28 protein-coding genes and 1 pseudogene are annotated in these 26,303 nt (G+C 73.5%); 12 read left to right on the top strand and 17 right to left on the bottom strand.

What is annotated here, in order from left to right:
* Positions 1-4: 4 nt before the first annotated feature.
* The 8 genes from rpsC to rpsJ are packed head-to-tail and all read right to left on the bottom strand — an operon-like array spanning position 5 to position 4,285.
* On the bottom strand, positions 5-844 hold the full coding sequence (gene rpsC / locus L615_RS07750) for a 30S ribosomal protein S3 (protein WP_028656349.1): 840 nt from the start codon (positions 842-844) through the stop codon (positions 5-7).
* Positions 844-1,263 carry a 50S ribosomal protein L22 gene (gene rplV, locus L615_RS07745; protein WP_051485960.1) on the bottom strand — a complete coding sequence of 140 codons (420 nt, stop codon included), beginning with the start codon at positions 1,261-1,263 and terminating at the stop codon, positions 844-846. Before rplV ends, rpsC begins: the two co-directional genes overlap by 1 nt.
* Positions 1,260-1,541: a 30S ribosomal protein S19 gene (rpsS, locus tag L615_RS07740; RefSeq protein ID WP_028656347.1), complete on the bottom strand. Its 282-nt coding sequence runs from the start codon at positions 1,539-1,541 to the stop codon at positions 1,260-1,262. The genes rplV and rpsS overlap by 4 nt, the downstream gene beginning before the upstream one ends.
* Before the next feature lie 15 nt (positions 1,542-1,556).
* Positions 1,557-2,393, bottom strand: coding sequence for a 50S ribosomal protein L2 (gene rplB / locus L615_RS07735; RefSeq protein ID WP_028656346.1), 837 nt, complete (start codon positions 2,391-2,393; stop codon positions 1,557-1,559).
* The gene (rplW, locus tag L615_RS07730) at positions 2,393-2,695 is read right to left on the bottom strand and encodes a 50S ribosomal protein L23 (RefSeq protein WP_028656345.1); all 303 of its coding nucleotides are present in this window, start codon (positions 2,693-2,695) and stop codon (positions 2,393-2,395) included. Before rplW ends, rplB begins: the two co-directional genes overlap by 1 nt.
* Positions 2,695-3,309, bottom strand: coding sequence for a 50S ribosomal protein L4 (gene rplD / locus L615_RS07725; RefSeq protein WP_028656344.1), 615 nt, complete (start codon positions 3,307-3,309; stop codon positions 2,695-2,697). The genes rplW and rplD overlap by 1 nt, the downstream gene beginning before the upstream one ends.
* A gap of 5 nt (positions 3,310-3,314) precedes the next feature.
* Positions 3,315-3,965 carry a 50S ribosomal protein L3 gene (rplC, locus tag L615_RS07720; RefSeq protein ID WP_028656343.1) on the bottom strand — a complete coding sequence of 217 codons (651 nt, stop codon included), beginning with the start codon at positions 3,963-3,965 and terminating at the stop codon, positions 3,315-3,317.
* 11 nt (positions 3,966-3,976) lie between these two features.
* Positions 3,977-4,285 carry a 30S ribosomal protein S10 gene (gene rpsJ, locus L615_RS07715; RefSeq protein WP_007078637.1) on the bottom strand — a complete coding sequence of 103 codons (309 nt, stop codon included), beginning with the start codon at positions 4,283-4,285 and terminating at the stop codon, positions 3,977-3,979.
* Between the two features lie 404 nt (positions 4,286-4,689).
* On the opposite strand from rpsJ, the gene L615_RS07710 reads away from it, so the two are divergent.
* The 5 genes and pseudogenes from L615_RS07710 (at position 4,690) to L615_RS07690 (ending at position 10,092) form a co-directional block, all read left to right on the top strand.
* Complete coding sequence (locus tag L615_RS07710) at positions 4,690-5,874, top strand: hypothetical protein (protein WP_145724706.1); 1,185 nt, start codon at positions 4,690-4,692, stop codon at positions 5,872-5,874.
* Positions 5,871-6,509 (top strand): DUF4129 domain-containing protein, encoded by a 639-nt coding sequence (locus L615_RS07705; protein WP_145724705.1) that lies wholly within the window; start codon positions 5,871-5,873, stop codon positions 6,507-6,509. The genes L615_RS07710 and L615_RS07705 overlap by 4 nt, the downstream gene beginning before the upstream one ends.
* The gene (locus L615_RS07700) at positions 6,506-7,651 is read left to right on the top strand and encodes a DUF4350 domain-containing protein (RefSeq protein ID WP_145724704.1); all 1,146 of its coding nucleotides are present in this window, start codon (positions 6,506-6,508) and stop codon (positions 7,649-7,651) included. The genes L615_RS07705 and L615_RS07700 overlap by 4 nt, the downstream gene beginning before the upstream one ends.
* On the top strand, positions 7,648-8,751 hold the full coding sequence (locus L615_RS07695; protein ID WP_084255335.1) for a MoxR family ATPase: 1,104 nt from the start codon (positions 7,648-7,650) through the stop codon (positions 8,749-8,751). Before L615_RS07700 ends, L615_RS07695 begins: the two co-directional genes overlap by 4 nt.
* A 15-nt stretch (positions 8,752-8,766) precedes the next feature.
* Positions 8,767-10,092: pseudogene (locus L615_RS07690) on the top strand (DUF58 domain-containing protein).
* 236 nt (positions 10,093-10,328) lie between these two features.
* Here the strand turns inward: L615_RS07690 and L615_RS07685 are convergent.
* A complete protein-coding gene (locus L615_RS07685) occupies positions 10,329-11,333 on the bottom strand; it encodes a stage II sporulation protein M (RefSeq protein ID WP_261376597.1) in 1,005 nt (334 codons plus the stop codon).
* 102 nt (positions 11,334-11,435) lie between these two features.
* Here L615_RS07685 and L615_RS07680 point away from each other — a divergent pair, with 102 nt between their 5' ends.
* The 7 genes from L615_RS07680 to L615_RS07650 are packed head-to-tail and all read left to right on the top strand — an operon-like array spanning position 11,436 to position 17,461.
* The gene (locus L615_RS07680) at positions 11,436-12,272 is read left to right on the top strand and encodes an RDD family protein (protein ID WP_145724703.1); all 837 of its coding nucleotides are present in this window, start codon (positions 11,436-11,438) and stop codon (positions 12,270-12,272) included.
* Positions 12,273-12,303: 31 nt separating this feature from the next.
* Positions 12,304-13,365, top strand: coding sequence for a MoxR family ATPase (locus tag L615_RS07675; RefSeq protein WP_145724702.1), 1,062 nt, complete (start codon positions 12,304-12,306; stop codon positions 13,363-13,365).
* 9 nt (positions 13,366-13,374) lie between these two features.
* Positions 13,375-14,271 carry a DUF58 domain-containing protein gene (locus tag L615_RS07670; protein ID WP_145724701.1) on the top strand — a complete coding sequence of 299 codons (897 nt, stop codon included), beginning with the start codon at positions 13,375-13,377 and terminating at the stop codon, positions 14,269-14,271.
* The gene (locus L615_RS07665) at positions 14,255-14,746 is read left to right on the top strand and encodes a hypothetical protein (protein ID WP_145724700.1); all 492 of its coding nucleotides are present in this window, start codon (positions 14,255-14,257) and stop codon (positions 14,744-14,746) included. Before L615_RS07670 ends, L615_RS07665 begins: the two co-directional genes overlap by 17 nt.
* 20 nt (positions 14,747-14,766) lie before the next feature.
* Entirely contained in the window at positions 14,767-15,819 is a 1,053-nt protein-coding gene (locus L615_RS07660) for a VWA domain-containing protein (RefSeq protein WP_145724699.1), read from the top strand.
* A complete protein-coding gene (locus tag L615_RS07655) occupies positions 15,816-16,733 on the top strand; it encodes a VWA domain-containing protein (RefSeq protein WP_145724698.1) in 918 nt (305 codons plus the stop codon). The genes L615_RS07660 and L615_RS07655 overlap by 4 nt, the downstream gene beginning before the upstream one ends.
* Positions 16,730-17,461, top strand: a complete 732-nt coding sequence (locus L615_RS07650) for a hypothetical protein (RefSeq protein WP_145724697.1) — start codon at positions 16,730-16,732, stop codon at positions 17,459-17,461. Before L615_RS07655 ends, L615_RS07650 begins: the two co-directional genes overlap by 4 nt.
* A gap of 35 nt (positions 17,462-17,496) precedes the next feature.
* Here the strand turns inward: L615_RS07650 and L615_RS07645 are convergent, their stop codons facing one another.
* The 8 genes from L615_RS07645 to L615_RS07615 all read right to left on the bottom strand — a co-directional run bounded on the left by L615_RS07645 (position 17,497) and on the right by L615_RS07615 (position 26,000).
* The gene (locus L615_RS07645; RefSeq protein ID WP_145724696.1) at positions 17,497-18,258 is read right to left on the bottom strand and encodes an SRPBCC family protein; all 762 of its coding nucleotides are present in this window, start codon (positions 18,256-18,258) and stop codon (positions 17,497-17,499) included.
* A gap of 7 nt (positions 18,259-18,265) precedes the next feature.
* On the bottom strand, positions 18,266-18,481 hold the full coding sequence (locus L615_RS24095) for a hypothetical protein (RefSeq protein ID WP_261376596.1): 216 nt from the start codon (positions 18,479-18,481) through the stop codon (positions 18,266-18,268).
* Positions 18,478-19,176 (bottom strand): xanthine dehydrogenase family protein subunit M, encoded by a 699-nt coding sequence (locus tag L615_RS07640; protein ID WP_261376595.1) that lies wholly within the window; start codon positions 19,174-19,176, stop codon positions 18,478-18,480. Before L615_RS07640 ends, L615_RS24095 begins: the two co-directional genes overlap by 4 nt.
* On the bottom strand, positions 19,173-21,659 hold the full coding sequence (locus L615_RS07635; protein ID WP_145724695.1) for a xanthine dehydrogenase family protein molybdopterin-binding subunit: 2,487 nt from the start codon (positions 21,657-21,659) through the stop codon (positions 19,173-19,175). Before L615_RS07635 ends, L615_RS07640 begins: the two co-directional genes overlap by 4 nt.
* Positions 21,656-22,147, bottom strand: coding sequence for a (2Fe-2S)-binding protein (locus L615_RS07630; RefSeq protein WP_145724694.1), 492 nt, complete (start codon positions 22,145-22,147; stop codon positions 21,656-21,658). Before L615_RS07630 ends, L615_RS07635 begins: the two co-directional genes overlap by 4 nt.
* A 127-nt stretch (positions 22,148-22,274) precedes the next feature.
* Entirely contained in the window at positions 22,275-23,525 is a 1,251-nt protein-coding gene (locus L615_RS07625) for a helix-turn-helix domain-containing protein (protein ID WP_145724693.1), read from the bottom strand.
* Positions 23,526-23,602: 77 nt separating this feature from the next.
* Positions 23,603-24,886, bottom strand: a complete 1,284-nt coding sequence (locus L615_RS07620; RefSeq protein WP_145724692.1) for an XdhC/CoxI family protein — start codon at positions 24,884-24,886, stop codon at positions 23,603-23,605.
* Positions 24,879-26,000 (bottom strand): VWA domain-containing protein, encoded by a 1,122-nt coding sequence (locus tag L615_RS07615; RefSeq protein ID WP_028656330.1) that lies wholly within the window; start codon positions 25,998-26,000, stop codon positions 24,879-24,881. Before L615_RS07615 ends, L615_RS07620 begins: the two co-directional genes overlap by 8 nt.
* Positions 26,001-26,303: the final 303 nt, after the last annotated feature.

Genomic DNA, 26,303 nt, shown 5'->3' with positions numbered 1-26,303 from the left:
GTCGTCAGCCCTCCTGGGTCTCTGCCGGGGTGGTGGCCTGCGCCGTGTCGCCGCCGGCCGGAGCCTCGGTCACGGCGGGGGCGTCGCCACCACGGTCCGAGCGGTTGGGACGGTCGCCGCGCGAGCCGCGGGTCGGACGGTCGCCACCGCGGTTGGGACGGCCACCGCGGCCGGGGACGCCGGCGCGGGCAGCGGCCTGGGCCTGGCGCTCGGCACGGGTGCCGGCGACCTCGCCCTTGTAGATCCACACCTTCACGCCGATGCGGCCGAAGGTGGTGCGGGCCTCGTAGAAGCCGTAGTCGATGTCGGCGCGCAGCGTGTGCAGCGGGACGCGGCCCTCGCGGTAGAACTCGGTGCGCGACATCTCGGCGCCGTTGAGGCGGCCGGAGCACTGGATCCGGATGCCCTTGGCACCGGAACGCATCGAGGTCTGCATGGCCTTGCGCATCGCGCGGCGGAACTGCACGCGGCCCGAGAGCTGCTCGGCGACACCCTGGGCGACCAGCTGCGCGTCGATCTCGGGGTTCTTGACCTCGAGGATGTTCAGCTGGACCTGCTTGCCCGTGAGCTTCTCGAGCTCGCCACGGATCCGGTCGGCCTCGGCGCCACGGCGACCGATGACGATGCCCGGACGCGCGGTGTGGATGTCGACGCGGACCCGGTCACGGGTGCGCTCGATCTCGACCTTGGCGATGCCGGCCCGCTCCATGCCCTTGCTGAGCAGCTTGCGGATGGCGACGTCCTCGCCGACGTAGGACTTGTACAGCTTGTCGGCGTACCAACGCGACTTGTGGTCGGTCGAGATGCCGAGGCGGAAGCCGTTCGGGTTGATCTTCTGACCCATTACTTCTTGCCCTTCTTCGCGACGACGTCGGCCGGCTGGACCGCGATGGTGATGTGGCTGGTGCGCTTGTTGATCCGGGTGGCCCGGCCCTGCGCACGCGGACGCCAGCGCTTCATCGTCGGGCCCTCGTCGACCCGCGCGACGGAGACGACCAGGTCACCGGAGGCGAGGCCCTCGGTGGTGGTCGCGTTCGCGACGGCGGAGCTGAGGACCTTGTAGACGGTCTCGGCGGCCGACTGGGGCGCGAACTCCAGCAGGGTCAGCGCCTCGTCCGCGGGCAGGCCACGGACCAGGTCGACGACGCGGCGCGCCTTCATCGGGGTGATGCGCACGAAGCGGGCGGTCGCGAAGGCGCCGGGCTCGTCGCCCAGGATCGACTCGCGACGCGCGCTGGTGCGGTGACGCTCAGTGGTGCTCATCGACGGCGTCCCTTCCGGTCTTCCTTGACGTGGCCGCGGTAGGTGCGCGTGGGGGCGAACTCACCGAGCTTGTGGCCGACCATCGAGTCGGAGATGAAGACCGGGACGTGCTTGCGGCCGTCGTGGACGGCGATGGTGTGGCCGATCATCGAGGGGATGATCATCGACCGACGCGACCAGGTCTTGATGACGTTGTGGGTGCCCTTCTCGTTCTCGGCGTCCACCTTCTTGAGGAGGTGGCCGTCGACGAAGGGGCCCTTCTTCAGGCTGCGAGGCATCTCTGACGGTTCCTATCAGCGCTTGTTCTTGCCGGACTTGCGGCGTCGGATGATCTGGGAGTCGCTGGCCTTGCGCTTGCGCGTGCGGCCCTCGGGCTTGCCCCACGGCGAGACCGGGTGACGACCACCCGAGGTCTTGCCCTCACCACCACCGTGCGGGTGGTCGACCGGGTTCATGACGACACCGCGGACGGTCGGGCGCTTGCCCTTCCAGCGCATGCGGCCGGCCTTGCCCCAGTTGATGTTCGACTGCTCGGCGTTGCCGACCTCGCCGACGGTGGCGCGGCAGCGCACGTCGACGAAGCGCATCTCGCCCGACGGCAGGCGCAGCGTGGCGCGCGAACCCTCACGGGCGACCAGCTGCGCGCTGTTGCCGGCCGAGCGGGCCAGCTTGGCGCCGCCACCGGGGCGGAGCTCGACGCAGTGGATGGTGGTACCGACCGGGATGTTGCGCAGCGGCAGGTTGTTGCCCGGCTTGATGTCAGCGTTGACACCCGACTCGACCCGCATGCCCTGGACGAGGTCCTTCGGCGCGACGATGTAGCGCTTCTCGCCGTCGGCGTAGTGCAGGAGCGCGATGCGCGCCGTGCGGTTCGGGTCGTACTCGATGTGCGCGACCTTGGCCGGCACGCCGTCCTTGTCGTAGCGACGGAAGTCGATGACGCGGTAGGCACGCTTGTGGCCACCGCCCTGGTGCCGGGTGGTGATCCGGCCCTGGTTGTTGCGACCGCCCTTCTTGGGCAGCGGACGCGTCAGGGACTTCTCCGGGGTGGTCCGGGTGATCTCGGCGAAGTCGGCCACCGAGGAGCCACGACGGCCCGGGGTGGTCGGCTTGTACTTGCGGATAGCCATCAGGCCTGACCTCCGAAGATGTCGATGCGGTGACCCTCGGCCAGGCTCACGATGGCGCGCTTGGTGTCCTTGCGCTTGCCGAGGCCGTGCCGGGTGCGGCGGACCTTGCCCGGACGGTTGAGGGTGTTGACCGAGGTGACCTTGACGCCGAACACCTTCTCGACCGCGATCTTGATCTCGGTCTTGTTGGCGTCGGGGCGCACCAGGAACGTGTACTTGTTGTTGTCGAGGAGGCCGTAGCTCTTCTCGGACACGACCGGCGCGATCAGGACGTCGCGGTGGTCCTTGTGCAGGGTGCTCATCAGTTGCTCTCCTCCTGGGCGTTGCCACCGGCGACGAACAGGTCGAACGCGGCCTTGCTGAACACCACGTCGTCGCTCGCGAGCACGTCGTAGGTGTTGAGCTGGTCGACGGCCACGATGTGCACCTCGGGAGCGTTGCGCAGCGACAGCCAGGTGAGGCTGTCGGTCCGCTCGAGCACCACGAGGAACTTGCGGCGGTCGGACAGCTCGAAGAGCGACGCGAGCGCGGCCTTGGTGGACGGCTTGTCGCCCGACACGAGGCCCTCGACGACGTGGATGCGCTCGTTGCGGGCCCGGTCGGTGAGGGCACCGCGCAGGGCGGCGGCCTTCATCTTCTTCGGGGTCCGCTGCGAGTAGTCACGCGGCTGCGGGCCGTGGACGGTGCCACCGCCGGCGAACTGCGGCGCACGGGTCGAGCCCTGGCGGGCGCGGCCGGTGCCCTTCTGCTTGTAGGGCTTCTTGCCGCCACCGCGGACCTCGCCGCGGGTCTTGGTGGCGTGCGTGCCCTGCCGGGCGGCCGCCTGCTGGGCGACGACGACCTGGTGGATCAGCGGGACGTTGACCTCGACGTCGAAGATCGACGAGGGGAGGTCGACGGAAACGGTCTTGGCCATGGCGATCAGCCCTTCTTCGCGGCCGTGCGCAGGACGACGAGGCCGCCCTTGGGGCCGGGGACGGCGCCCTTGAGGAGGACCAGGCCCTTCTCGACGTCGACGGCGTGGACGGTGACGTTCTGGGTGGTGACGGTGTCGGAACCCATGCGGCCGGCCATGCGCAGGCCCTTGAACACGCGGCCCGGCGTGGCGCAGGCGCCGATCGAGCCCGGCTTGCGGTGGTTGCGGTGGGCACCGTGCGAGGCGCTCACACCGGCGAAGCCGTGACGCTTCATGACACCGGCGAAGCCCTTGCCCTTGCTGGTGCCGGTCACGTCGATGGCCTGGCCGGCCTCGAACGTGTCGACGGCCAGCTCCTGGCCGACGGTGTACTCGGCGGCGTCCGCGGTGCGGATCTCGACGAGGTGACGACGCGGGGTCGTGCCGGCCTTGGCGAAGTGACCCGCCTGCGGCTTGTTGACCTTGCGGCCCTCGATCTCGCCGTAGCCGATCTGGATGGCGTTGTAGCCGTCCGGCTCGGGCTGGCGAACCTGGGTGACCACGTTGGTGCCAGCGGCGACGACGGTCACCGGGACGACGCGGTTGTTCTCGTCCCACAGCTGGGTCATGCCGAGCTTGGTGCCCAGCAGCCCCTTCACGTTGCGCTCAATAGTCATGTCGGCAAACCTCAGAGCTTGATCTCGATGTCGACACCGGCCGGGAGGTCGAGGCGCATCAGGCTGTCGACGGTCTTCGGCGTGGGGTCGATGATGTCGATGAGCCGCTTGTGGGTGCGCATCTCGAAGTGCTCGCGCGAGTCCTTGTACTTGTGCGGCGAGCGGATGACGCAGAAGACGTTCTTCTCGGTCGGCAGCGGGACCGGGCCCGCGACCTTCGCACCCGTACGGGTGACCGTGTCGACGATCTTGCGCGCCGAGGTGTCGATCACCTCGTGGTCATAGGCCTTGAGCCTGATGCGGATCTTCTGTCCCGCCATAGGTCTCTCTCGTCCTTACTCGTCCGTGCCATGTCGGCTCGTTCTGTGGGCCAGCCCCCGACCCCCGAGGTCGGGCGTGTCGCGCCTGTTGAACGCGCACGTCTCCCGTCCTGGGGGAAGTGGAGCTGTTGTTCTCGGCTGCTTCGGGTCTCGGCGCGGTGCGACCAACGTCGACCACCGCGCACGCTCACCGCGGTGCGGGAGTGTCCGGAAACCGGATTCCAGCTCCACGAGGGAGACACGATTCAGTAGTCAAGGTGTGGCACGCACCCCGACGAACCCCGTCGGAGCAACCGGAACATCTTGGCAGAGTTCGGCGCGGCCAACAAATCGACAAGGAGGTCCCCCGGCCAGGCTGTTGCCGCCTGCAAGGATGGGCGCACCCCCAGCGACCGAGGAGAGCCATGACCGACGGCCCGCACGCGTTCCCGCCACCGGGTGCGCCGCCGCCGGAGCAGCCTGCGTCCCAGCCCGCCCAGACCGCCTTCCCGGGGCACCCGGGTCACCCCGGCTACCCGGGCTACCCGGGTACGGCGGCCTTCCCGGCACCGGGCGCTCCCCCGCCGGCCGACGCTCCCCCGCCCGGGTGGGCGACGTACCCCGCCCCCGGGCCGGGCCCGCGGCCCGGCCTGGCGCTGGGCGCCGCCCACAAGCCGGGCGCCTTCCCGCTGCGTCCGCTCGGGCTCGGCGACCTCTACGACGGTGCCTTCCGGATCATCCGGTTCAACCCGCGTGCGACGGTCGGCGCGGCGGTGCTGGTGACCGCCGTCGCCATGCTGCTGCCCGTGGTGATCACGACGGTGCTCACCCTCACCGCCGGGCTCGCCGTCGACCTGACCGCAGAGGAGGCCGACCTGACCACCGGCGAAGCCGTCGGGCTGGTCGCGGCGTACGGCTCGCTGGTCGCCTCCTACTTCCTGTCCTTCGTCGGCATCGCCCTGGTCACCGGGATGGTGGTGCACGTGACCCGCGCCGCCGCGGTCGGGCGCCGGCTGGGCCTGGCCGAGGCCTGGGCGGCGACGCACGGGAAGCGCTGGCGGCTGATCGGCCTCGTCACGCTGTCGATCGTCGCCTTCCTGCTCCTGACGACCGCCTACGTCCTGATGTGGGTCGTCGTGGTGGTGGCCGGCCTGCCCGCGGGGCTGGTCGTGCTGTGGGGCCTGCTCAGCGTGCCGGCCTTCATCGCACTCTGCTGCTGGCTGTGGATCAAGGCCTACTACCTCGCCGTCCCGGTGCTCATGCTCGAGCCGGTCGGGGTGTTCGGCTCCATCGGCCGGGCATGGCGGCTGACCACCCGGCACTTCTGGCGGACCTTCGGCCTCGCGCTGCTGACCGCCCTCATCGGCGCCATCGGCGGGAGCATCCTGTCGACCCCGTTCTCCCTCATCGGCCAGTTCGGCGTCTTCGTCGTCCCGGAGTACGCCCTGCTGCTGCTCGTGGTGACCCAGGCGCTCGCGATGGTGGTGCAGAACGCGTTCAGCGCTCCCTTCCTCGCCAGCGTCAACTCGATGCAGTACCTCGACCTGCGCATCCGCAAGGAGGCGCTCGACGTCGAGCTGCTGCGGGAGGCGGGGATCATCTCCGCATGACGCCGCTCGCCGCCCTCCTCGCCGGGAGCCTCGAGCCGCCGCTGGACCCCAGCGGCGACGAGGCGCGCCGGAGCCTGCGGCGCGAGCTGGCGGACCCGAAGTACTACGACACCGACCTGCTCCAGCGCCTCCGGGACTGGCTGGAGCGCACCGTCGGCCGGACCATCGAGGGGGTCTCCGGCTCGCGGCCGCTGTCCGCGCTGCTCGCGATCCTCGTCGCGATGGCGCTGGTCGCCGCGGTGATCCTCATCGTGTCCCGCGCCCGGCGCACCGCGCGCGCCGGGCGGCGGCCGGCCGCGGCGCTGACCGACGAGATGATCACCGCCGCGGAGCTGCGGGCACGGGCGGAGGCGGCGCTCGCGGCCGGCGACTCCTCGGCCGCCCTCGTCGACGCCTTCCGCGCCCTGGCGGTCCGGCAGGTCGAGCGGCACCGCATCGAGGACGTCCCCCAGGCGACCGCGCACGAGCTCGCCCGCGCCCTCGCCGCGGAGTTCCCCGCGCACGCCGGCGCGGTGCACCACGGGGCGGACCTCTTCGACCAGACCCTGTACGGCGAGCGGGAGGCCACCCCCGGCCAGGCCCGCGAGCTGCTCGACCTCGACGACGCGCTCGCGGGACGGGCGGTCCGCCGGTGACCCTCACCCGCCCCCGACGGACCACGGTGCTGGTCGCGCTCGCGCTCGTCGCCGCGCTCCTGGTCGCCGTGTGGTCCACCCGCGGCAGCACCGAGTACCCGACCCCGCTCGACCCGCGGAACCCCGGGCCCGACGGCGCCCAGGCGCTCGCCGAGGTGCTCGACGACCAGGGCGTCGCGGTCACCGTCGTCCGCTCGGCCGACGCGCTGGAGGACACCACGGTCGGCGAAGACACCACGGTGCTGGTCACCGCCACCGCCGCGCTCTCACCGCGCACCCTCGACCGGCTCCGCCAGCACGCGGAGCCAGCCCGCCTCGTGCTGGTCGAACCGTCGTACTCCCTGGTCCGGGAGATCGACGAGGACCTGCGCGCCACCACCGTCTACCCCGACGAGGTCGAGGCCGCGTGCGAGGCCGGGTCCGCCCCGGCCGGCACCGACCTGTCCGACCTGACCATCGAGGTCGACCAGCTCACCGTCTTCACCGGCGGCGACGCGCTCGACGGCGCCCGGTGCTTCCCGACCAGCGGCGGCGTGGTCGTGGCCGAGTCACGCGCCCACGACCTCGTGCTCCTGGGCGCGGGCCAGGCGCTCACCAACGACCAGGTGCTGCGCGCCGACAACGCCGCGCTCGCGCTGCGCGTGGCCGGCGGCAGCAACCGCCTCGTCTGGTACGTCCCGGACCCGACCGACGCCGGCGCGGACGAGGTGGTCTCCCTCGGCTCCCTGCTGCCCCGCTGGGTGGTGCCCGGGCTGTGGCTGACCGCGCTCGGCCTGCTCGGCCTGCTGCTGTGGCGGGTGCGCCGGCTCGGGCCGCTCTCGCGCGAGCCCCTGCCGGTCGTGGTGCGGGCGGTGGAGACCGCACGGAGCCGGGGCCGGATGTACCGCCGCAGCGGCGACCGCCGGCACGCCGCCGGCGTCCTGCGCCGGGCCGCGCGCACCGACGTCGCCGCCCGCCTCGGCCTGGACCGTCGGGCCGGCACCGGCGAGGTCGTCGAGGCGACCGCCCGCCACACCGGCGCACCCCTCGAGCAGGTCGCCGCCCTGCTCGACGACCACGGCCACGTCCCCGCGAGCGACCAGGACCTGGTCGCGCTCGCCCAGGAGCTCGCCCGTCTCAGGAAAGAGGTACGACGAGGATGACCGATCTGACGAAGCACACCCCGCCCCCGCCGCCGCCGTACGGCACGGGCGGTCCCGGCGAGGCCGGGGGCCCCGGTGGCCCGAGCGGCGTCGGAGGGTCCGGCTGGTCCGGCGGGTCCGGCGTCCCCGGCTCCGGCGGCGCCGGGGACGCGGCGCTGCGCGAGCGGCTGCTCGCCGTGCGGCAGGAGGTCGCGAAGGCCGTCGTCGGCCAGGACGCCGCGGTGTCCGGCCTGCTCGTCGCGCTGCTGTGCGGCGGCCACGTGCTGATGGAGGGCGTGCCTGGCACGGCGAAGACGCTGCTCGTGCGCACCCTCGCCGCCAGCCTGTCGGTGCAGACCCGGCGCGTGCAGTTCACGCCCGACCTGATGCCGGGCGACATCACCGGCTCGCTGGTGATCGACTCGAAGAACGCCGGCGAGCTGTCGTTCCGCGAGGGCCCGATCTTCACGAACCTGCTGCTCGCCGACGAGATCAACCGGACGCCCCCGAAGACGCAGTCGGCGCTGCTGGAGGCGATGGAGGAGGGCCAGGTGTCCGCCGACGGCGTCACCCGCCAGCTCCCCCGGCCGTTCCTCGTCGCCGCCACGCAGAACCCGGTCGAGTTCGAGGGCACCTACCCGCTGCCCGAGGCCCAGCTGGACCGCTTCCTGCTCAAGGTGGTGCTGCCGGTGCCGCCGCGCGACGACGAGGTCACCATCCTGACCCGCCACGCCTCCGGCTTCGACCCGCGCGACGTGGCGGGCGCCGGGGTCACCGCGGTCGCCAGCGGTGAGGACATCGAGGCCGCCCAGGCAGCCGTGCGCACCGTGCAGGTCTCGCCCGAGGTGGCGGCGTACATCGTCGACGTCGCGCGCGCCACCCGCCAGTCGCCGAGCCTGTCGCTCGGCGTCAGCCCCCGCGGCGCGACCGCGCTGCTGCGCGCCGCCCGGGCGTGGGCGTGGCTCTCGGGCCGCGACTTCGTGACGCCCGACGACGTCAAGGCCCTCGCCCAGGCCACCCTCGTCCACCGGCTCGGGCTGCGGCCCGAGGCCGAGCTCGAGGGTGTCGACGTCGCGCAGGTGCTGGCCTCGGCCATCGCCTCCGTGCCCGTCCCGCGCTGAGCCACCGGGGTCGACATGGCGATCTCCGGGCGCGTGCCGCTGCTGCTCCTGCTGGGGCTGGTGGCGGTCGTGCTGCGCCCCGAGGGCAGCACCGTGTGGCTGTGGCTGCTCGGGGTGCTGCTGCTCGTCGGCATCGACCTCGCCGTCGCACCGGCGCCGGCGTCGGTCACGCTCACCCGCCGCCAGCCGGGCACGGTCCGCCTCGGCGACCCCGCSMCCGCSGGSCKGSGSGYCSCCGCCACCCGCAGCGGCCGGGTCCAGGTGCGTGACGCCTGGCAGCCGTCGGCCGGCGCCACCGACAACCGGCACCGCTTCCACCTGCGCGCCGGTGAGTCGCGCCGGCTCACCACCCCGCTCCTCCCCCGCCGCCGCGGCGACCTGCACGCCGCCGGGGTGACGGTGCGGACCTGGGGACCGCTCGGCCTCGCCGCCCGGCAGCGGACCTACGACGTCCCCGGCACCGTGCGCGCCCTGCCGCCCTTCGAGTCCCGCAAGCACCTGCCGTCCCGGCTGGCGCGGCTGCGCGACCTCGACGGGCGCGCCGCCGTACGCGTGCGGGGGCAGGGCACCGAGTTCGACTCGCTGCGGGAGTACGTCCGCGGTGACGACGTCCGCTCCATCGACTGGCGCGCCTCCGCCCGCGCCCCGCACGTGGTCGTGCGCACCTGGCAGCCCGAGCGGGACCGGCGGGTGGTGATCGTCCTCGACACCTCCCGCACCTCCGCCGGCCGCGTCGCCCGCTCCGTCGACGAGGACGTCGCCGACGGCATGCCGCGCCTCGACGCCGCGATGGACGCCGCCCTCCTCCTCGGCGCCCTCGCCTCGCGCGCCGGCGACCGGATCGACTTCCTGGCCGGCGACCGCCGCGTCCGCGCCCGCCAGCGCGTCCACGGCGTCCGCGACGTCGCCGCCCGCCTGCAGGAGCAGATGGCCGACCTCGAGCCCACGCTCGTCGAGGCCGACTGGGACGCACTGGCCGGCGGCGTCCAGGAGTTCGGCCGCCAGCGCGCCCTCGTCGTCCTGCTCACCGCGCTCGAGCCGTCCGCCATCGCCGACGGCCTCCTCCCGGTCCTGCCGGCCCTGACCCGCCACCACCGCGTCGTCCTCGCCTCGGTCCGCGACCCCGAGCTCGGCCACCTCGCCGACGTCTCGGCCACCGACCGCCCGACCGCCGACGCCGTCTACGACGCCGCCGCCGCCGAGCACGAGCTCGAGCGGCGGGCCCGGATGGAGGAGGTGCTCGCCCGCCTCGGGGTGGACGTCGTCGACGCCGACGCCGCCCAGCTCCCCCCGGCGCTGGCCGACCACTACCTGCACCTGAAGGCGCAGGGGTTGCTGTAGGGCGCGGGAGGGCTGGGCGGTCACAGGAATCACCGCTCCGGCGGCGATTCCCGAACTTGTTGACTCCTGCAGCAGCCAACAAGTCCCAGAAGCGGCCACCAGGTACGACGCTCACCCGGCCCCGCACGCCACGACCCCACCAGCCCCACCCGTCCCGAGAATCACCACCCAGGCGGTGATTCCCGCACTTCCTGACCTTTGCAACGGCCAGGAACCAGCAGGAACGGGCAGGAAGCTCAGCCCTGGGTGGCGACCCGGTCCTCGAGCAGCTCGGCCCCCAGGTCCCCGGTCGCTCCGCGCGCCACCGCGGCGCGGCCGACGACGAAGACGTAGGCGAGGAAGACGACCTCGGCGAGGATGCCGATCGCGATGCGGGCCCAGGTCGGCAGCGGGGAGGGAGTCACGAAGGCCTCGATCACCCCGCTGATCGCGAGCACCACGCCGAGGCCGAGGGCCACGGTGACCGCGGTGCGGCCCTCGCGGGCCAGCGAGGCGGCGCGGCTGAGGTCGCGGGGCTCGACCCACGACCAGAACAGGCGCAGGCCGACGCCGCCGGCGACGAAGACGCAGGTGAGCTCGAGCAGGCCGTGCGGGATGATCAGGCCCCAGAACACCTCGCCGCGGTCGTGGCGGATCATCAGCGAGCCGACGATGGCGAGGTTCGCGATGTTCTGGAAGAGCAGCCAGATCACCGGCAGGCCGAGGATGCCCAGCGCGATGCACAGCCCGGACACCCAGGTGTTGTTGAGCCACACGTGGGTGGCGAAGGCGCCGGCGGCGTTCTCGCTGTAGTAGCTCTCGAAGTCGCTGTTGACCAGCTGCTCGACCTGCTGCGGGTCGAGGAGGTTCTGCTCGACCGACGGGTTGCCGGCCAGCCAGGCCATCATCACGCCGGTGACGACGACGTTGCCGGCCAGGCACGCCAGCCACCACCAGCGCAGCCGGTAGAGCGCGGCCGGGAACCGGTCGGTGAAGAAGTGCAGCACCCCGCGCCAGCTGGGCACCCGGGCGGCCAGCATCGCGATCCGGGCCCGGCCCAGCAGCGACGACAGGTAGGCGACGAGCTGGGCGTCCGGCGCCGACGTGCGTACGACGGACAGGTGGGTCGCGACCTGCTGGTAGCGGTCGACGAGCTCGTCGGCCTCCGCGCCGGTCCGCCGGCGCTGGCGCACCAGCTGCTCCAGGCGGGCCCACGAGTGCGAGTGGGCCGCGACGTAGGCGTCGAGGTCGATGCGCGGCACGGGTGCAGCCTACGGTCCCCGGCCACGTGGTCCGCACCATCCACCCGGCGCCCACCCGGCGCCCGCCCGGCACCCACCCGCGGGTCTCCTAGGCTGTGCCCGATGTCCGCACCCGACTTCGCCACCGTCACCGCCGACGACCTCGTCACCGGCGAGGGCGTCGCGCTCGACCTGCCCGCCGCCTCCCTCGGCCTGCGGCTGGCCAGCGGCGTGATCGACGTGCTGGTCACCATCGTGTCGTTCGTCGTGCTCTACATCGTCCTGGTGGTCTCCGCACTCCAGCTCCGCGACGAGGCCGCGGTGGGTGCGGCGGTCGTGCTGGCGACCATCGTCGCCCTGCTCGGCGTGCCCACGACCGTCGAGACGCTGACCCGGGGCCGCTCGATCGGCAAGCTGGCGCTCGGCCTGCGCACGGTGCGCGACGACGGCGGGGCGATCTCGTTCCACCACGCGCTGGTGCGCGCGCTGATCGGCGTGGTCGAGATCTACTTCCTCAGCGGCGCCCCGGCGTTCTTCGCGGTCATGCTGAGCAGCCGCGGCAAGCGGCTGGGCGACTACGCCGCCGGCACCTACGTCGTGCGCGACCGCGTCCCGCTGCGGCTCCCGCCGCCCCCGGAGATGCCGCCACCGCTCGGGGCCTGGGCACGTCGGGCCGACCTCGCCGCGCTGCCCACCGGCACCGCGCTGGCGGTGCGCCAGTTCCTCAACCGGGTCGGCACGCTGGACCCGCTCTCCCGCGACCGGGTCGCCCGCACGCTGCTGGCCGACGTGCTCCCCCACGTCGCGCCGGCGCCGCCGCCGGGCGCGCCGCCGGAGATGGTGCTGGTCGCCGTGGTCGCCGAGCGCCGGCGCCGCGACCTGGAGCGGCTGCGCCGCGACGAGGCGCTGCGTACCCGCCTGCTGGAGCGCGCCCCGCAGGTCCCCCGATCTGGCAGGTGATCCCGCACACCTGCTGGGTAGGTTGGGCGGCATGACCGACGTCTTCGAGTCGCCGACCCACCCGAGCGGCAGCACGGTGCGGCGCGCCCACGTCGACTCGACGGTCCCGCTGACCGAGGCCGAGCTGGCCCGCGCCGCCGAGCTCGTCGGACGCATCTCGGAGGCCTTCTCCAGCCGCGTCGTCGGCCAGCACCGGGTGCGCACCGCCCTGCTGGTCACCCTGCTCGCCGAGGGCCACGCCCTGCTGGAGAGCGTCCCGGGCCTGGCCAAGACGCTCGCCGCGTCGACGCTCGCGCAGGCGGTCAGCGCCCGCTTCGCGCGCATCCAGTGCACCCCCGACCTGCTGCCGAGCGACATCATCGGCACCCAGGTCTACGACCCGCGCCGCCACGAGTTCGAGACCCAGCTGGGCCCGGTGCACGCCAACTTCGTGCTCCTTGACGAGATCAACCGCGCCAGCGCGAAGACCCAGTCGGCGTTGCTCGAGGCCATGCAGGAGCGGCAGACGTCGATCGCCGGCACCATCCACCCGCTGCCGGACCCGTTCCTGGTCCTCGCGACGCAGAACCCCATCGAGGAGGAGGGCACCTACGTCCTCCCCCACGCCCAGATGGACCGCTTCCTGCTCAAGGAGATCGTCGACTACCCGAGCGAGGAGGACGAGCTGATGGTCCTCGAGCGGATCGACGACGGCACGCTGGGCCAGCACATGACCGACGTCGCGCCCGTCGCCACCCCCGCCGAGGTCGTCGAGCTGCAGGGCCTGACCCGCCGGGTGTACGTCGACCCCGCGATCCGCCGCTACGTCGTCTCCCTGATCCGGGCCACCCGCAACGTCACCGGCCTGCTCGGGCCCGAGCTCGGCGGCTACGTCGAGATCGGCGCCAGCCCGCGCGGCTCGATCGCGTTCTTCCAGGCAGCCCGGGCGATGGCGGTCGTGCAGGGTCGCCACTACGTGATCCCGGAGGACGTCCGCGAGCTGCGGCACAGCGTCCTGCGGCACCGGATCCACCTCTCCTTCGAGGCGCTGGCCGACCGGGTGCGCCCCGAGACCGTCATCGACGCGGTCTTCCGTGCCGTGCCCACGCCCTGACCGGAGCCCGTGACCGTGCCCGCCCACCTGCCCCGGATCAAGGCCCGCCTGTCGATCCACGCGCACCGCAAGGTGCGGGGACTGCTCGAGGGCGAGTACGCCGCGCTCCACGTCGGCCGGGGCATCGACTTCAACGACCTGCGGGAGTACGTCCGCGGCGACGACGTGAAGGACATCGACTGGAAGGCGTCGGCGCGCAGCCGGCAGCTCCTAGTGAAGCGGTACGTCGCCGAGCGCAAGCACACCGTCCTGCTGTGCGTCTCGACCGGCCGCAGCATGGCGGCGATGAACGACGCGGCGGTCTCCAAGCGCGAGCTCGCCGTGCTCGTCGCCGGTGTGATGGGCCTGCTCGCCGTGCAGCACGGCGACCTCGTCAGCCTCGTGCACGGCGACGAGGCCGGTCAGCACGCGGAGCCACCGAAGGGCGGCGAGCTGCACCTCGAGCGGCTGCTGGGCACGGTGCACGGCGCGATCCGCCCGGACGGGGCACACACCGACCTCGCCGCACTGCTGCGCTACGTCGTGCGCACGGTGCGCCGCCGCACGATCCTGGTCGTCGTCTGCGACGAGACCACCGTGCCGGACGGGACCGCCGACCTGCTGCGCCGGCTCACGGTCCAGCACGAGGTCCTGCTCCTGACCATCGGCGACCTCGACCCCACCCTGCCGACCGTCGCCGACCGCCGGCTGGTCGACGTCGACTCGGCCGCCGAGGTGCCCGGCTGGCTGCGCCACGACCGGCGGCTGCGCCGCGAGCTGGCGACCCTGGTCCGCGAGGAGGAGCAGCAGCTGCGCCGCCGCCTCGAGCAGCTCGGCGTGGTCCACGAGCGGGTCCACGACACCGAGACCGCGCTCACCGCCGTCTTCCGCCTGCTGGAGAGGCAGCGCCATGCCCGCCGCCGCTGACGTCCCGGGGATGCCCGAGGAGTTCACCGGCCCGGTCGCCTACAGCGACCGGTGGCTGTGGATCGGCATCGCGCTGCTCGTCCTCGTCCTCGCCTACTACCTCGTGTCCTGGTGGGTCACCCGCCCGCCGCGGGTGCCCACGGTGCCGCGCCGAACCGTCGACGTGCCCGACGCCCAGCAGCAGCACCTCGCCCTCATCGACGACCTCGCCGCCCGCGTGCGGTCCGGCGACGTGGGCCCGCGCGAGGGGCACCAGCAGCTCAGCGAGCTCGTGCGGTCCTACGTCGCCGCCGTCTCCACGCTGCCCGCCCGCACCATGGCCCTCGCCGACTTCCGCGACCGGGCACCGCGTGAGCTGGTGGAGGCGATCGAGCTCATGTACCCGCCCGAGTTCGCGCCCGACCCGGCCGACCCGCTCGCCACCTTCGAGGACGCGGTCGGCCGGTCCCGCGACCTCGTGAGCACGTGGGGCTGACGGGGCTGACGGGGGTGGACATGGACCTGACCTGGAACGGCGGCGAGMCCGGCTTCCGCTGGCCATGGCTGGTGCCCGTGCTCGCGCTGCTCGTGCTCGTGCTGATGGCGTGGTGGGCCCGGTCCCGGGMCCGCCGCTCGTCGACCGGGGCGTCGTACGTCGCCCACGCGGCGCGGTTGCGCGCGCTGCCCCGCTACCAGGCGCTGGTGCGCCGCCAGGTCGCGATCGGCACCTGCCTGACCGTCGCCGCGCTGGTCGCCTGCGCCGGGGCGATCGTGCTGGGCGGGCGGGTGCAGGAGCGACAGTCGCTGGTGCGCGAGGACCGGACCCGCGACATCATCTTGTGCCTCGACGCGTCCGGCTCGATGGCGGAGGTCGACGCCGCGGTGCTGCGCGAGTTCCGCACGATCGTCGACGGCCTGCGCGGGGAGCGGGTGGGGCTGACCATCTGGAGCGGCGTGGCGATCACGATCTTCCCGCTCACCGACGACTACGAGTTCGTGCTCGAGCAGCTCACCGAGGCCGAGTCGGCGTTCGGGTCCGGCGGCATCTACTCCGACGACTACGCCCGCTACACCGCCGGCACCGTCATCGACTGGACGGTGCAGTCGCAGCTCGGCGACGGGCTGGCGTCGTGCGTGCAGCGCTTCGACAACCGCGACCAGGAGCGCAGTCGCGCCATCGTGCTCGCCTCCGACAACGAGCCGATCGGCGAGGGGATCTACGACCTCGAGGGTGCGGCCGAGCTGGCCCGCTCCGAGGAGGTCGTGGTGCACGGTATCGCCGCCCCGATGACCGCGGACCGCCCGAGCGCCGCGCGGCTGTTCCGGGACGCGGTGACCAGCACCGGCGGCACGTTCTCGCTGCTCGGCCAGGACGGCAGCGCCGCGACCGTCGTCGAGGCGATCGGCCGGCTGGAGGCCAAGGAGATCGAGCGCCCGCCGATCGTCCAGGTCCTCGACCGGCCGCGCCTGGGCACCGTGGTCGCCGCGGTCGGCGTCGGCGGGCTCGGCGTGGTCTGGGCGGTGCAGGGCGTGCTCGCCCTGGCCGCCCGCCGGGAGGACGCGTCATGAACCCGCGCACCGCCACGCTCCTGCTCCTCGCCCGACGGCTCGCGATCGTGCTCGTCTTCGTGATGGTGCTGCTGCGGCCGGGCTTCGGGACCGCACAGGTCCCGACCCAGCTGGCCGACGTCGACCTGCTCGTCGTCGTCGACCGCACCCGGTCGATGGCGGCGCTCGACCACGGCGGCAGCCGGCCCCGGGTCGAGGGCGTGCGCGCCGACCTCGAGGCGCTGGCCACGGAGGTGCCGGGCGCGCGCTTCGGGATCGTCACCTTCGGTGCCGAGAGCCGGCTGACGCTGCCGTTCACGACCGACGCGTCGGCGTACCTGTCCGCGGTCGAGACACTCGACCTCGAGCGCCCACGGGAGGGCAACGGCTCCTCGTCGACCCGGCCCGCGGCCGAGGTCGCCGAGGTCCTCGAGCGTGCGGCCGAACGGCGCCCGGACCGCCGCCGGGTCGTGGTCTACGTCGGCGACGGCGAGGACACCACCAGCCCCGACCCCGGGGAGACCTTCGCGCCGGTGGCCGACCTGATCGTCGGCGGCGCCGTGCTCGGCTACGGCACGACCGACGGCGCCAGGATGCCGGCGTCGGACGACCTCGACCTCGACGGGGACTACGTCGAGGACCCGGAGAGCGGTGGTCCTGCGGTCTCCCGTGCCGACCTCGACAACCTGCGCGCGATCGCCGACGAGCTCGACGTCGGCTTCTGGCACCGCACCAGCACGCCGGGGCTCGACGAGGTGGTCGACTCCTTCGGCGCGTCGTACGTCGAGGGCGAGCGCGGCGACGGCCCGCCGGCCGCGCACGACCTGACCTGGGTGTTCGGGCTGCTCCTGCTCGGCCTCGTGCTGCTCGAGCTGCGCTCCGGCTGGCGGGCGATGTGGCGCTCGCAGGACGCGCTGAAGGAGGAGCCGCGATGAGGCGCACGCGTCGCCCCAACCCGAACGCCCGGCGCCGCATGGTGCTCCTCGTCGCCGGCGCGCTGCCGGCGCTGGTCGTGGCCGCCTACCTGCTCAAGGTGGCGCTGATGTTGCAGCACAACGCGGCCGGGCGCGACGCCTTCGACCGCGGTGACTACGACGGCGCCGCGGCGGAGTTCTTCGAGACCCGCGACCTCAACTGGTTCGAGCCGTGGGTCGCCCCCTTCGGCCAGGGCGCCTCGTTGCACGCCGACGGCCTGCTGGACGACGCGGTCGCGGCCTACGGGACCGCGCTCGAGGACGTGCCGGAGCGCGACGAGTGCACCGTCCGGATCAACCTGTCGCTGGCCCACGAGGCGATCGGCGACGCCCGGCAGGGCGAGGGCGACCTCGACGGCGCGACGGCGGCCTACCAGGAGGGCATCGACGTGCTCGCCGCCGGCGAGTGCCCGACCGACGCCGGCCGCGGCGAGGAGCAGGCCGAGGACGCCGAGGACGTCGACGAGCGGCTGCGGGAGAAGCTGCGGCAGGCCGAGGAGCAGCAGCAGCAACAGGGAGGCGGCGACCAGGGGCAGGAGCCCGAGGAGCAGCAGGGTGAGCGGCCGGACCAGGGCGGCGACCCGCGCCAGGACCGGCTCGAGCGCAACAACGAGCTCGGCCGCGAGCAGCGCTCCGAGGAGCAGGACCTGTTCCGCGACGAGGACTACACGCGCCCCGAGACCTGGTAGCCGGCCGCGGGGCGGCCGCCCTCCGCCGCGAGGTGCTACGAGCGGCGGAGCAGCCGCCGCAGCACCGCCAGCACGAGCAGCGCCCCCACGGCGGCGGCGGCCTGCTTGCCGTAGCTGCGCAGCAGCACGGGCAGCAGCGCCGAGCCGAGGTCGAGCGCGTCGTCGTCCGGGTCGGGCACCGGGCGCGGGGTCGCGCGTGGCGGCTCCGCGGACGCCTGGGACGTCGCCACCGTCGGTGGCTCGGCGTCCACGGCCGGCGCCGGCCCGGCGGCCGGAGCGTCGGGCGCCGCGGTCCCCTCCCTCGCCGCGGGCTCGTCGTCCGCCGCCGGCTCCTGCTCGCCCGAGAGCCGCTGCTCGAGGCAGGCGACGAACTGGCCGAGCAGCTTGTCGGAGACGTCCTGCATCACGCCACGGCCGAACTGCGCCGGCTTGCCGGTGATCGCGAGGTCGGTCAGCACCTCCACCTGCGTCGCGCCGGCGTCGGCGGGCGCCATGGTCACCGTGACCGTGGCGCCCGCCGTGCCGTTGCCCCTCTTGTCGCGTCCCTTGGCCTCGACGACGAAGCGGCGTCCGGCCTCGTCGCGCTCGACGAACGCGCCGGAGCCGGCGTAGACGAGCGCGATCGGGCCGAGCTTCACCTTGCAGGTGCCCTCGAAGGTCGGGTTGCCGGCGTCGTCCTCACCGACCGAGGTGACCTGGGCGCCCGGGAAGCACTCGGCGAGGCCGCCGATGTCCTGGAAGTGCGACCAGGTCGCGTCGACGTCGGTGGGGACGGTGAAGGAGTGGGTGAGGTCCACGACTCCCTCAGCTCCTGCCTGCCGCCGACAGCACGGCCCGCCGGGTCAGCACCGTGGCGAGGTGGCGCCGGTAGTCGGCGTCGCCGTTGAGGTCGCTCGGCGGGTTGGTGCCCTCGGCCGCGAGGGCGGCGGCCGCGGCCACGCCCTCCTCGGTCGCGGGCTGGCCCGCCAGCGCCTGCTCCACCGCGGTGGCGCGCAGCGGCGTCGAGCCCATGTTGGTCAACCCGACGCGCGCCTCGGCGATGGTGTCGCCGTCGAGCCGGACCGCGGCGGCGACCCGCGGACCACGACCTTGCGGCCGGTCATCCGGGCGACGGACTCGCCGGCGACCGCCACGATCGGCCACTGGTGGGCGATCCGCACGAACTTCTCGTACGACGCCCCCCAGCCCGTGTGCTTGGGCACCCGGACCTCGGTGAGGATCTCGTCGTCGGAGATCGCGGTCTCGAACAGGTCGACGAAGAAGTCGTCGGCCGGCACCTCCCGCGTCCCGCCGGGCCCCTGCACCATGAAGGTCGCACCGAGCGCCCGGGCCGGTGCGCCGAGGTCCCCGGCCGGGTCGGCGTGCGCGAGTGCCCCGCCGAAGGTGCCGCGGTGACGCACCTGCGCGTCGGCGAGATGGGTGATCGCCTTGCTGACGAGCAGCGCGTGCTCGTGCACCAGCGGGTCCTGGCCGACGTCGTGGTGCGTGGTCATCGCGCCGATGACGAGGTGGTCGCCACCGTCGCGCACCCCGCGCAGGCTGTCGATCCGGCCGAGGTCAATCACCCACTCCGGGGCGTTGAGGCGCATCCGGAGCACCGGCAGCAGGCTCTGCCCGCCGGCGATGACCTTGGCGTCGTCACCGTGCTCGGCGAGCGCGGCCAGTGCCTCCTCGACCGAGGTCGGGGCGACGTACTCGAAGGCTGCGGGAATCACTGGACGTCTCCTTCCGCGCGGTCGACGGTCCCTGACATGCCCGTCGACGGATCGAAGTGCGGTGCGGCCGCACCGGTGGTCTCGCCACCGGCCGAGCCCTCGTTGATCGCCCGCCACACCCGCTCGGGCGTGCACGGCATGGCCACGTCGTTGACGCCCAGCGGCCGCAGCGCGTCGACGATCGCGTTCACCACCGCCGGCGTGGACGCGATGGTCCCGGCCTCGCCGACGCCCTTGGTGCCGAGCGAGTTCGTGGTCGACGGCGAGGTGGTGTGGTCGATCTCGAAGCTGATCGTGTCGGCCGCGGTGGGCAGCAGGTAGTCGACGAACGAGCCGGTCACCAGGGTGCCGTTCTCGTCGTACACCGCCTCCTCCCACAGCGCCTGGGCGATGCCCTGCACCAGCCCGCCGTGGACCTGGCCGGCCACGATGAGCGGGTTGATGACCACGCCGATGTCGTCGCAGCAGACGTACTTGCGCAGCTTCACCTGCCCGGTCTCGGTGTCGACCTCCGCCGCACACAGGTGCGTGCCGTGGGGGTAGTTGAAGTTCACCGGGTCGTAGGTCGCCTCGGAGTCGAGCGAGGCCTCCACCCCGTCCGGCAGGTTGTGCGCGGCGAACACGGCGGTCGCGATCTCCGTGATCGCCATGCCCTGGTCGGTGCCGCGGACGGTGAACCTGCCGCCGTTGAACTCGAGGTCGTCGGCGGAGGCCTCGAGCAGGTGCGCCGCGATCGGCTTCGCCTTCTCGATGACCTTGTCGGCGGCCCGGACCAGCGCCTCGCCGCCGACGACGAGGCTGCGCGAGCCGTAGGTGTCGAGGCCCTTGTGCGAGATCTGGGTGTCACCGTGCAGGACCTCGACGTCCTCGAACGGTACGCCGAGGCGGTCGGCCACGATCTGGCTGAACGCCGTCTCGTGCCCCTGCCCGTGGGCGGTGGCACCGGTGACGACCTCGACCTTGCCGGTCGGGAGCATCCGCACCTCGGCATGCTCCCAGCCGCCTGCGCCGTAGTTGAGCTGGCCGAGCACCCGGGAGGGCGCCAGGCCGCACATCTCGGTGAAGGTCGAGACGCCGATCCCGAGCTGGACCTTGTCACCGCGGGCGCGGCGCTCGGCCTGCTCGGCCCGCAGCTCGTCGTACCCGAGCATCTCCCGGGCCCGCGCGGTGGCGGCCTCGTAGTTGCCGGAGTCGTACTCGAGCCCGGCGACGGTGGTGAACGGGAACTCCTCGTGCCTGATCCAGTTCATCTCGCGGACCTCGAGGGGGTCCTTGCCGACCTCGGCGGCGAGCTCGTCCATGAGCCGCTCGATCGCGAACGTCGCCTCGGGCCGGCCGGCGCCGCGGTAGGCGTCGGTCCAGGTCTTGTTGGTCAGGACGTTCGTCGTCTGGAACTGGTAGGCGGGGAACTTGTAGATCGCGTTGAACATGAAGGCCCCGAGCACCGGGACACCGCCGCCGACGATGGCGACGTAGGCGCCGAGGTCGGCGAGCAGGTCGACCTTGAGGCCGGTGACCTTGCCCTCCTTCGTCGCTGCGAGGGTGAGCCGCTGCCACTGGTCGCGGCCGTGGTGCGCGGTGAGCAGGGACTCGCTGCGGGTCTCGGTGAACTTCACCGGCTTGCCGAGCCTGCGCGCGACCGCGAACGCGATCATCTCCTCCGGCGTCTGCTGGAGCTTGCCGCCGAAGCCGCCGCCGACGTCGGGCGCGATCACCCGGATCTTCGACTCGGGCACGCCGGTGGTGGCGGCGAGGGCGAAGCGCAGGATGTGCGGGATCTGGGTGGCCGACCAGATGGTGATCTGCTCGCCGGTCGGGTCCACCACGACGCTGCGCGGCTCCATGAACGCGGGGATCAGCCGCTGCTGGCGGTACTCCCGCTCGATGACGATGCCGTTGGCGCGGGCCTCGCTGATCGCCTGCTCCACGTCGCCGCCGGTGCCGGCCTCGGCGGAGTCGAACTTCCACACCGCGGTGACGTTGGTGCCGAGGTCGGGGTGCGCGAGCGCGCCCCCGGTCTCGTGGGCCGCGGCCGCCTCCTTGAGGTCCAGCGCGGCGGGCAGCTCCTCGTAGTCGACCTCGACCAGCTCGGCCGCGTCACGGGCCTCAGCCGCGCTGCGGGCGACGACGACGGCGACGGTCTCCCCGGCGAACGCGACCCGGTCGGTCGGCATCGGCACGTGCGGCGGGGTGACCTGGTCGGTGGTGACCGGCCACGCGTTGATGCACGCGCCCTGCGCCTCCCCCAGGTCGGCGCCGGTGTAGACGGCGACGACGTTGGTCGCCTGCCTGGCGGCCTCGGTGTTGATGCCGGTGATCCGCGCGTGCGGGAACGGGCTGCGCACCATCGCCAGGTGCAGCATCCCCGGCAGCGTGATGTTGTCGGTCCACCGCGTCCGGCCGGTGATGAGGCGCTGGTCCTCCTTGCGTCGCCGGTCGCGACCGATCTCCTGCCCGGTCGTGGGCTCCTGGGTCGCGGTCATGCCGATGCCCCCTCCGTCGTACCCGTGGCCGTGCCGGCGGCGTGCTGCACGGCGCGGACGATGTTGTGKTAGCCGGTGCACCGGCAGAGGTTGCCCTCGAGCCCGAGCCGGATCGCCTCCTCGGAGGGGCTGGGGTTCTCGTTGAGCAGGTCGACGGTCTGCATGATCATCCCGGGCGTGCAGAAGCCGCACTGCAGGCCGTGGCACTCGCGGAAGGCCTCCTGGACCTTGTGCAGCTGGCCGTCCTCGCCGGCCAGCCCCTCGATCGTGGTGACCTCGCCGCCGTCCGCCTGGACGGCCAGCACGTTGCAGGACTTCACGCTCCTGCCGTTGAGGTGGACCGTGCACGCACCGCAGTTGCTGGTGTCGCAACCGACGACCGTGCCGGTCTTGCCGAGCTTCTCGCGGAGGTAGTGCACGAGGAGCATGCGGGGTTCGACGTCGTCGGCGACCTTCTGGCCGTCGACGGTGAGGTTGATCCGGGCCATGACTCTCCCTTGAGCGCGAGGGACCTGTGACGCGGCTCACGCTAGGGAGCCAAGGTTGGCCGAAGGTTGCGGCGGGCGCCGGGCGCGAGGGCGCGGCCTGCGGGTCGCTCCGTCGGCTGCGCGTCGGCTACGCGTCGGCGACGGCCAGCCGCGCCTTGAGCAGCGGGATGGAGGGGTGGTCCGCGCGTCCGGACCGCTCGAGGTGGGCGAGACAGGCCTCCGGCACCGCGGTGTCGTACGGCGCCAGCTCGGCGTAGTCGAGGACCGCGTCCGGCTGCGGGTCGGCCAGCAGCGCCTCGCGGACCGCGACGGCGACGTACTCGCCCATCTCGACCAGGGCCGGGCTCTCCGTGCCGGGCAGCAGGTCGCCGCCGTAGGCCGCGACCGCGGCCGCCACGTCGCCGCGGCGGAGCAGGGCGAGCACGTGGTCGACGTCGGTGGTGATGGGCATCAACAGGCGGTAGGGCCGCGAGGCGAGCTGGCCGGCGAGCGCGTGGCGCAGGTGGGAGACCTCGGCCTTCAGCGTGGAGAGGGTGACGGCGTGGTCGCCGTAGAGCATCGCGTGGAGCTGGTCGAGCGAGAGGCCGTCGGGGTGCAGCGCGAGCAGGGCGAGGATCTCGGTCTGGCGGCGGTTGAGCAGCAGGCGCTGGCCGTCGACGGTGGCCTCGGCCTTGCCGAGCAGGCGCAGCACGAGGCCGGGCTCGGCGACGTCGTCGGCGGCCGCGGCGGGGGCGGCGGGGTCGAGGTAGTGGTTCGAGCGCGGCATCGCCTGCTCGACGAGGCGGGCGAGCACGCGGGCGGTCGCGAGGCCGATCGGGTGGGTGCGGTCCCAGGTCGTGGAGATGTCGAGGACGCCGAGCTTGGCGCCGGTGACGGGGTCGTGCAGCGGCGCCGCCCAGCACACCCAGTTGTGCACCATCGGCGCGTAGTGCTCGGCGCTGAACACCATCGAGGGCCGCTCGAGCCGGTTGGCGAGGTCGAGCGCGTTCGTGCCGACGGACTGGTCGTCCCAGCGGCCGCCGGCCACGAAGTTCACGCTCTCCGCGCGGCGGCGCATCACCCGGCCGCCGTACGTCCACAGCACGCGGGTGTCCGGGTCGGTCACCGCTAGCACCAGGTCGCCGTCCTCGGCCGTGCGACGCAGCTCCTCCTCGACACGGGCGACGCCGACCTGCAGCGGGGAGCCCTCCCAGAAGGAGCGGGTCTCGGACTCGTCCGCCAGCGGGGCCTCGCCGACGTCCTTCGGCACGGCCGGGCGCGAGCGCTCCCAGCTGTCGCGGATCTCGGGGCGGACCAGCGGCGCGGCCCCGTCGCCCAGCTCGACGAAAGTGGTCCAGGCAGAGAGCGCCGCCCTCCGCCGTTCGAGGAGCTCGTCCATGGGCGCACCCTACCCCCGGCGTGTGACGGCAATCACTCCCTTCGGAGGTAGCCGGGAGCCGGGTGCCCGGGCGGCCCTCAGCCGTGGATGCGCCCCTCCCTGACCGCGAGCGGCTTGCCGCTGCCGACCTCCGCGGCGATGCTGATCGCCGTCTCCTCCGGCGTGCGGGCGCCGAGGTCGAGCCCGATCGGGCTGTGCAGGCGGGCCAGCTCGTCCTCGNGGATGCGCCCCTCCCTGACCGCGAGCGGCTTGCCGGCGACGACCTCCGCGGCGATGCTGATCGCCGTCTCCTCCGGCGTGCGGGCGCCGAGGTCGAGCCCGATCGGGCTGTGCAGGCGGGCCAGCTCGTCCTCGCCCAGGCCGGCCTCGCGCAGCCGCTCGAGCCGGTCGTCGTGGGTGCGCCGCGAGCCCATCGCGCCGACGTACCCCACCTCCGGCAGGCGCAGCGCCACCTCCAGCAGGGGGACGTCGAACTTGGGGTCGTGCGTGAGCACCGTGATCACCGTGCGCCCGTCGATGCGGCCGGCCTCCTGCTCGGCGGCCAGGTAGCGGTGCGGCCAGTCGACGACGACCTCGTCGGCGCCGGGGAAGCGGCTGGTCGTCGCGAACACCGGCCGCGCGTCGCACACCGTCACCCGGTAGCCCAGGAAGCCGCCGACCCGCGCCACGGCGGCCGCGAAGTCGATCGCACCGAAGACCAGCATCCGCGGTGGCGGCGCGAACGCCCACACGAACACGCGCATCCCCTCGCCGCGACGCTCGCCGTCCGGCCCGTAGGACAGCGTCCCGCTGTGCCCGGCCGCCAGCAGCCCCAGCGCGTCGTCCCGCACCGCGTCGTCGATCCGGGCGCTGCCGAGGGACGGTCCCTGACGAGGAGCACCGTCCGGCGGCGTGTCGCGGTGCTCTTCGCCATGGACGACCGGCTCGGGGCGGATGGTCGTGCGGCGGCCGACGTACGACGGGTCGGGGTGCTCGACGACGGTGGCGACGGCGACGGGGCGGCCGGCCTCGATGTCGGCGGCGATCTCACCGAGGTCGGGGAAGGTCTTGCGGTCCACCTTCTCGACGAACACGTCGAGGATGCCGCCGCAGGTCAGGCCGACGGCGAACGCGTCGTCGTCGGAGACGCCGTAGCGCTGCAGCACGGGCGTGCCGGAGGACGCGACCTCCTGGGCGAGCTCGTAGACGGCGCCCTCGACGCAGCCGCCGGAGACCGAGCCGACCGCCGAGGCGTCCGGGCCGACCAGCATCGACGCGCCGGGCGGGCGCGGGGCGGAGCGGAACGTCGCGACGACCGTCCCCATGCCGACGGTCTCGCCCGCCTCCCACCAGGCGAGCAGCTGTGGCAGGACCTCACGCACCGGCCAGCACCTCCGTGAGCTCGGCGAACGTCGCCAGCGAATGGCCGGCGAGGAAGTGGTCGACGTGCGGCAGGACGGCGACGATGCCCTGCTGCACCGGGGCGTAGCCCTCCTTGCCGCGGTGCGGGTTGACCCACACGACGGTGTGGGCGAGGCGGTGCAGGCGGGCGGCCTGCTCGCCGAGCAGCTCGACCCCGCCGCGCTCCCAGCCGTCGCTGAGCACGACGACCGCCGCACCGCGCGCCATCCCGCGCTGCCCGTGCCGGTCGAGGAACGCCTGCAGCGTCTCGCCGAGCCGGGTGCCACCCGACCAGTCCGGGACGACGTCGCCTGCTGCGGCGAGCGCGCGGTCGGGGTCGCGCAGCCCGAGCGGGCGGGTGATCCGGGTGAGCCGGGTGCCGAGCGTGAAGGTCTCGACGTCGCCGGCCCGCCCCGCGGCGGTGACCCGGTGCGCGAGGCGCAGCAGCGCGTCGGCGTACCCGCTCATCGAGCCGGACACGTCGACCAGCAGCACCACCCGCCGGGTCCGGCGGGCGCGACGGCGGTGGTGGATCCGCGCCGGCTCCCCCATCCGGCGCAGGCTGGCCCGCAGCGTGCGGGAGGCGTCGACGTCACCCCTGCGGTGCGGGGTACGACGAGGGGTCGGTCGCGCCGGCAGGCGGACCGGCAAGGAGGAGAACATCGACGCGAGCAGCGCCTGCTCCGCCGGGTCGAGCGTCGCGACGTCGCGGTGGCGCAGCACCTCCGCGGCGCTGGCCGCCGCGCGCAGCGGGTCGTCGTCGGCGGCGCCGGCACCCTCGCCGAGGTCGTCGGGCAGCAACCCGGCCCCGGGCCGGGCCTGCGCTGCCCGCGGCTGCAGCGTCGGCTGCGTGTTGTCGCGGTGGAACCACGCGTCGAAGACCCGGTCGTGCCGCTCGACGTCCTCGCGGGTCGCGCACAGCGTGGCCCGGCCGGCGGCGCGGGTGGCGTCGCGGTCGGCGATGCCGACGAGGGCGACGGCGTCGAGGTAGGTGCGGGTGCGGTCCTGGGTCACCGTGACCCCGGCGGCGCGGAGCGCGGTGGTGAAGCCGAGCAGCACCTCGTCGGCGTCACGGAGCAGGACGGTGTCGCTCACTGGACTACCTTCCTCGTGTCGGCGGTCCTGGACGGGCCGCTGATGCACCCCAGGTGCCGTCGGGTCACTGCCCTGCTCGCTCGACCCCTTGAGGTCCACGATGAGTTCTGCAGGGCCCGGCGGTCACCCGGGACGCCGTGATCGTCGACAGGGCTGTGCGCCAAGGCCGACCGGATGGCTGGCTGGGAGCGCCGATCAGTGAGCTGACAGACAGATGCGTCCCGGCACCAAGACGAGGGTGCCTCCCCACTGGGTCTAGCAGCGAGGAGGCTGACATGAAGTCTGCCAGCACCACCCCGGAGA

The organism is Nocardioides sp. J9 (assembly GCF_007829375.1).
Taxonomy (GTDB): Bacteria; Actinomycetota; Actinomycetes; order Propionibacteriales; family Nocardioidaceae; genus Nocardioides.
Note: the sequence above shows the minus strand (reverse complement) of the source record. Positions and strands in the feature narration are given on the sequence as shown.

What these genes read in the sequence shown, in the direction of transcription:
- rplW (WP_028656345.1), bottom strand. Translation starts at nt 2,695, where the DNA reads ATGAGCACCCTGCACAAGGACCACCGCGACGTCCTGATCGCGCCGGTC.
- L615_RS07650 (WP_145724697.1), top strand. Translation starts at nt 16,730, where the DNA reads ATGAGGCGCACGCGTCGCCCCAACCCGAACGCCCGGCGCCGCATGGTG.
- rpsC (WP_028656349.1), bottom strand. Translation starts at nt 844, where the DNA reads ATGGGTCAGAAGATCAACCCGAACGGCTTCCGCCTCGGCATCTCGACC.
- L615_RS07655 (WP_145724698.1), top strand. Translation starts at nt 15,816, where the DNA reads ATGAACCCGCGCACCGCCACGCTCCTGCTCCTCGCCCGACGGCTCGCG.
- L615_RS07675 (WP_145724702.1), top strand. Translation starts at nt 12,304, where the DNA reads ATGACCGACGTCTTCGAGTCGCCGACCCACCCGAGCGGCAGCACGGTG.
- L615_RS07625 (WP_145724693.1), bottom strand. Translation starts at nt 23,525, where the DNA reads ATGGACGAGCTCCTCGAACGGCGGAGGGCGGCGCTCTCTGCCTGGACC.
- L615_RS07665 (WP_145724700.1), top strand. Translation starts at nt 14,255, where the DNA reads ATGCCCGCCGCCGCTGACGTCCCGGGGATGCCCGAGGAGTTCACCGGC.
- L615_RS07695 (WP_084255335.1), top strand. Translation starts at nt 7,648, where the DNA reads ATGACCGATCTGACGAAGCACACCCCGCCCCCGCCGCCGCCGTACGGC.
- rplB (WP_028656346.1), bottom strand. Translation starts at nt 2,393, where the DNA reads ATGGCTATCCGCAAGTACAAGCCGACCACCCCGGGCCGTCGTGGCTCC.
- rplV (WP_051485960.1), bottom strand. Translation starts at nt 1,263, where the DNA reads ATGAGCACCACTGAGCGTCACCGCACCAGCGCGCGTCGCGAGTCGATC.
- L615_RS07680 (WP_145724703.1), top strand. Translation starts at nt 11,436, where the DNA reads ATGTCCGCACCCGACTTCGCCACCGTCACCGCCGACGACCTCGTCACC.
- rpsJ (WP_007078637.1), bottom strand. Translation starts at nt 4,285, where the DNA reads ATGGCGGGACAGAAGATCCGCATCAGGCTCAAGGCCTATGACCACGAG.
- rpsS (WP_028656347.1), bottom strand. Translation starts at nt 1,541, where the DNA reads ATGCCTCGCAGCCTGAAGAAGGGCCCCTTCGTCGACGGCCACCTCCTC.
- rplC (WP_028656343.1), bottom strand. Translation starts at nt 3,965, where the DNA reads ATGACTATTGAGCGCAACGTGAAGGGGCTGCTGGGCACCAAGCTCGGC.
- rplD (WP_028656344.1), bottom strand. Translation starts at nt 3,309, where the DNA reads ATGGCCAAGACCGTTTCCGTCGACCTCCCCTCGTCGATCTTCGACGTC.
- L615_RS07705 (WP_145724705.1), top strand. Translation starts at nt 5,871, where the DNA reads ATGACGCCGCTCGCCGCCCTCCTCGCCGGGAGCCTCGAGCCGCCGCTG.
- L615_RS07710 (WP_145724706.1), top strand. Translation starts at nt 4,690, where the DNA reads ATGACCGACGGCCCGCACGCGTTCCCGCCACCGGGTGCGCCGCCGCCG.
- L615_RS07635 (WP_145724695.1), bottom strand. Translation starts at nt 21,659, where the DNA reads ATGACCGCGACCCAGGAGCCCACGACCGGGCAGGAGATCGGTCGCGAC.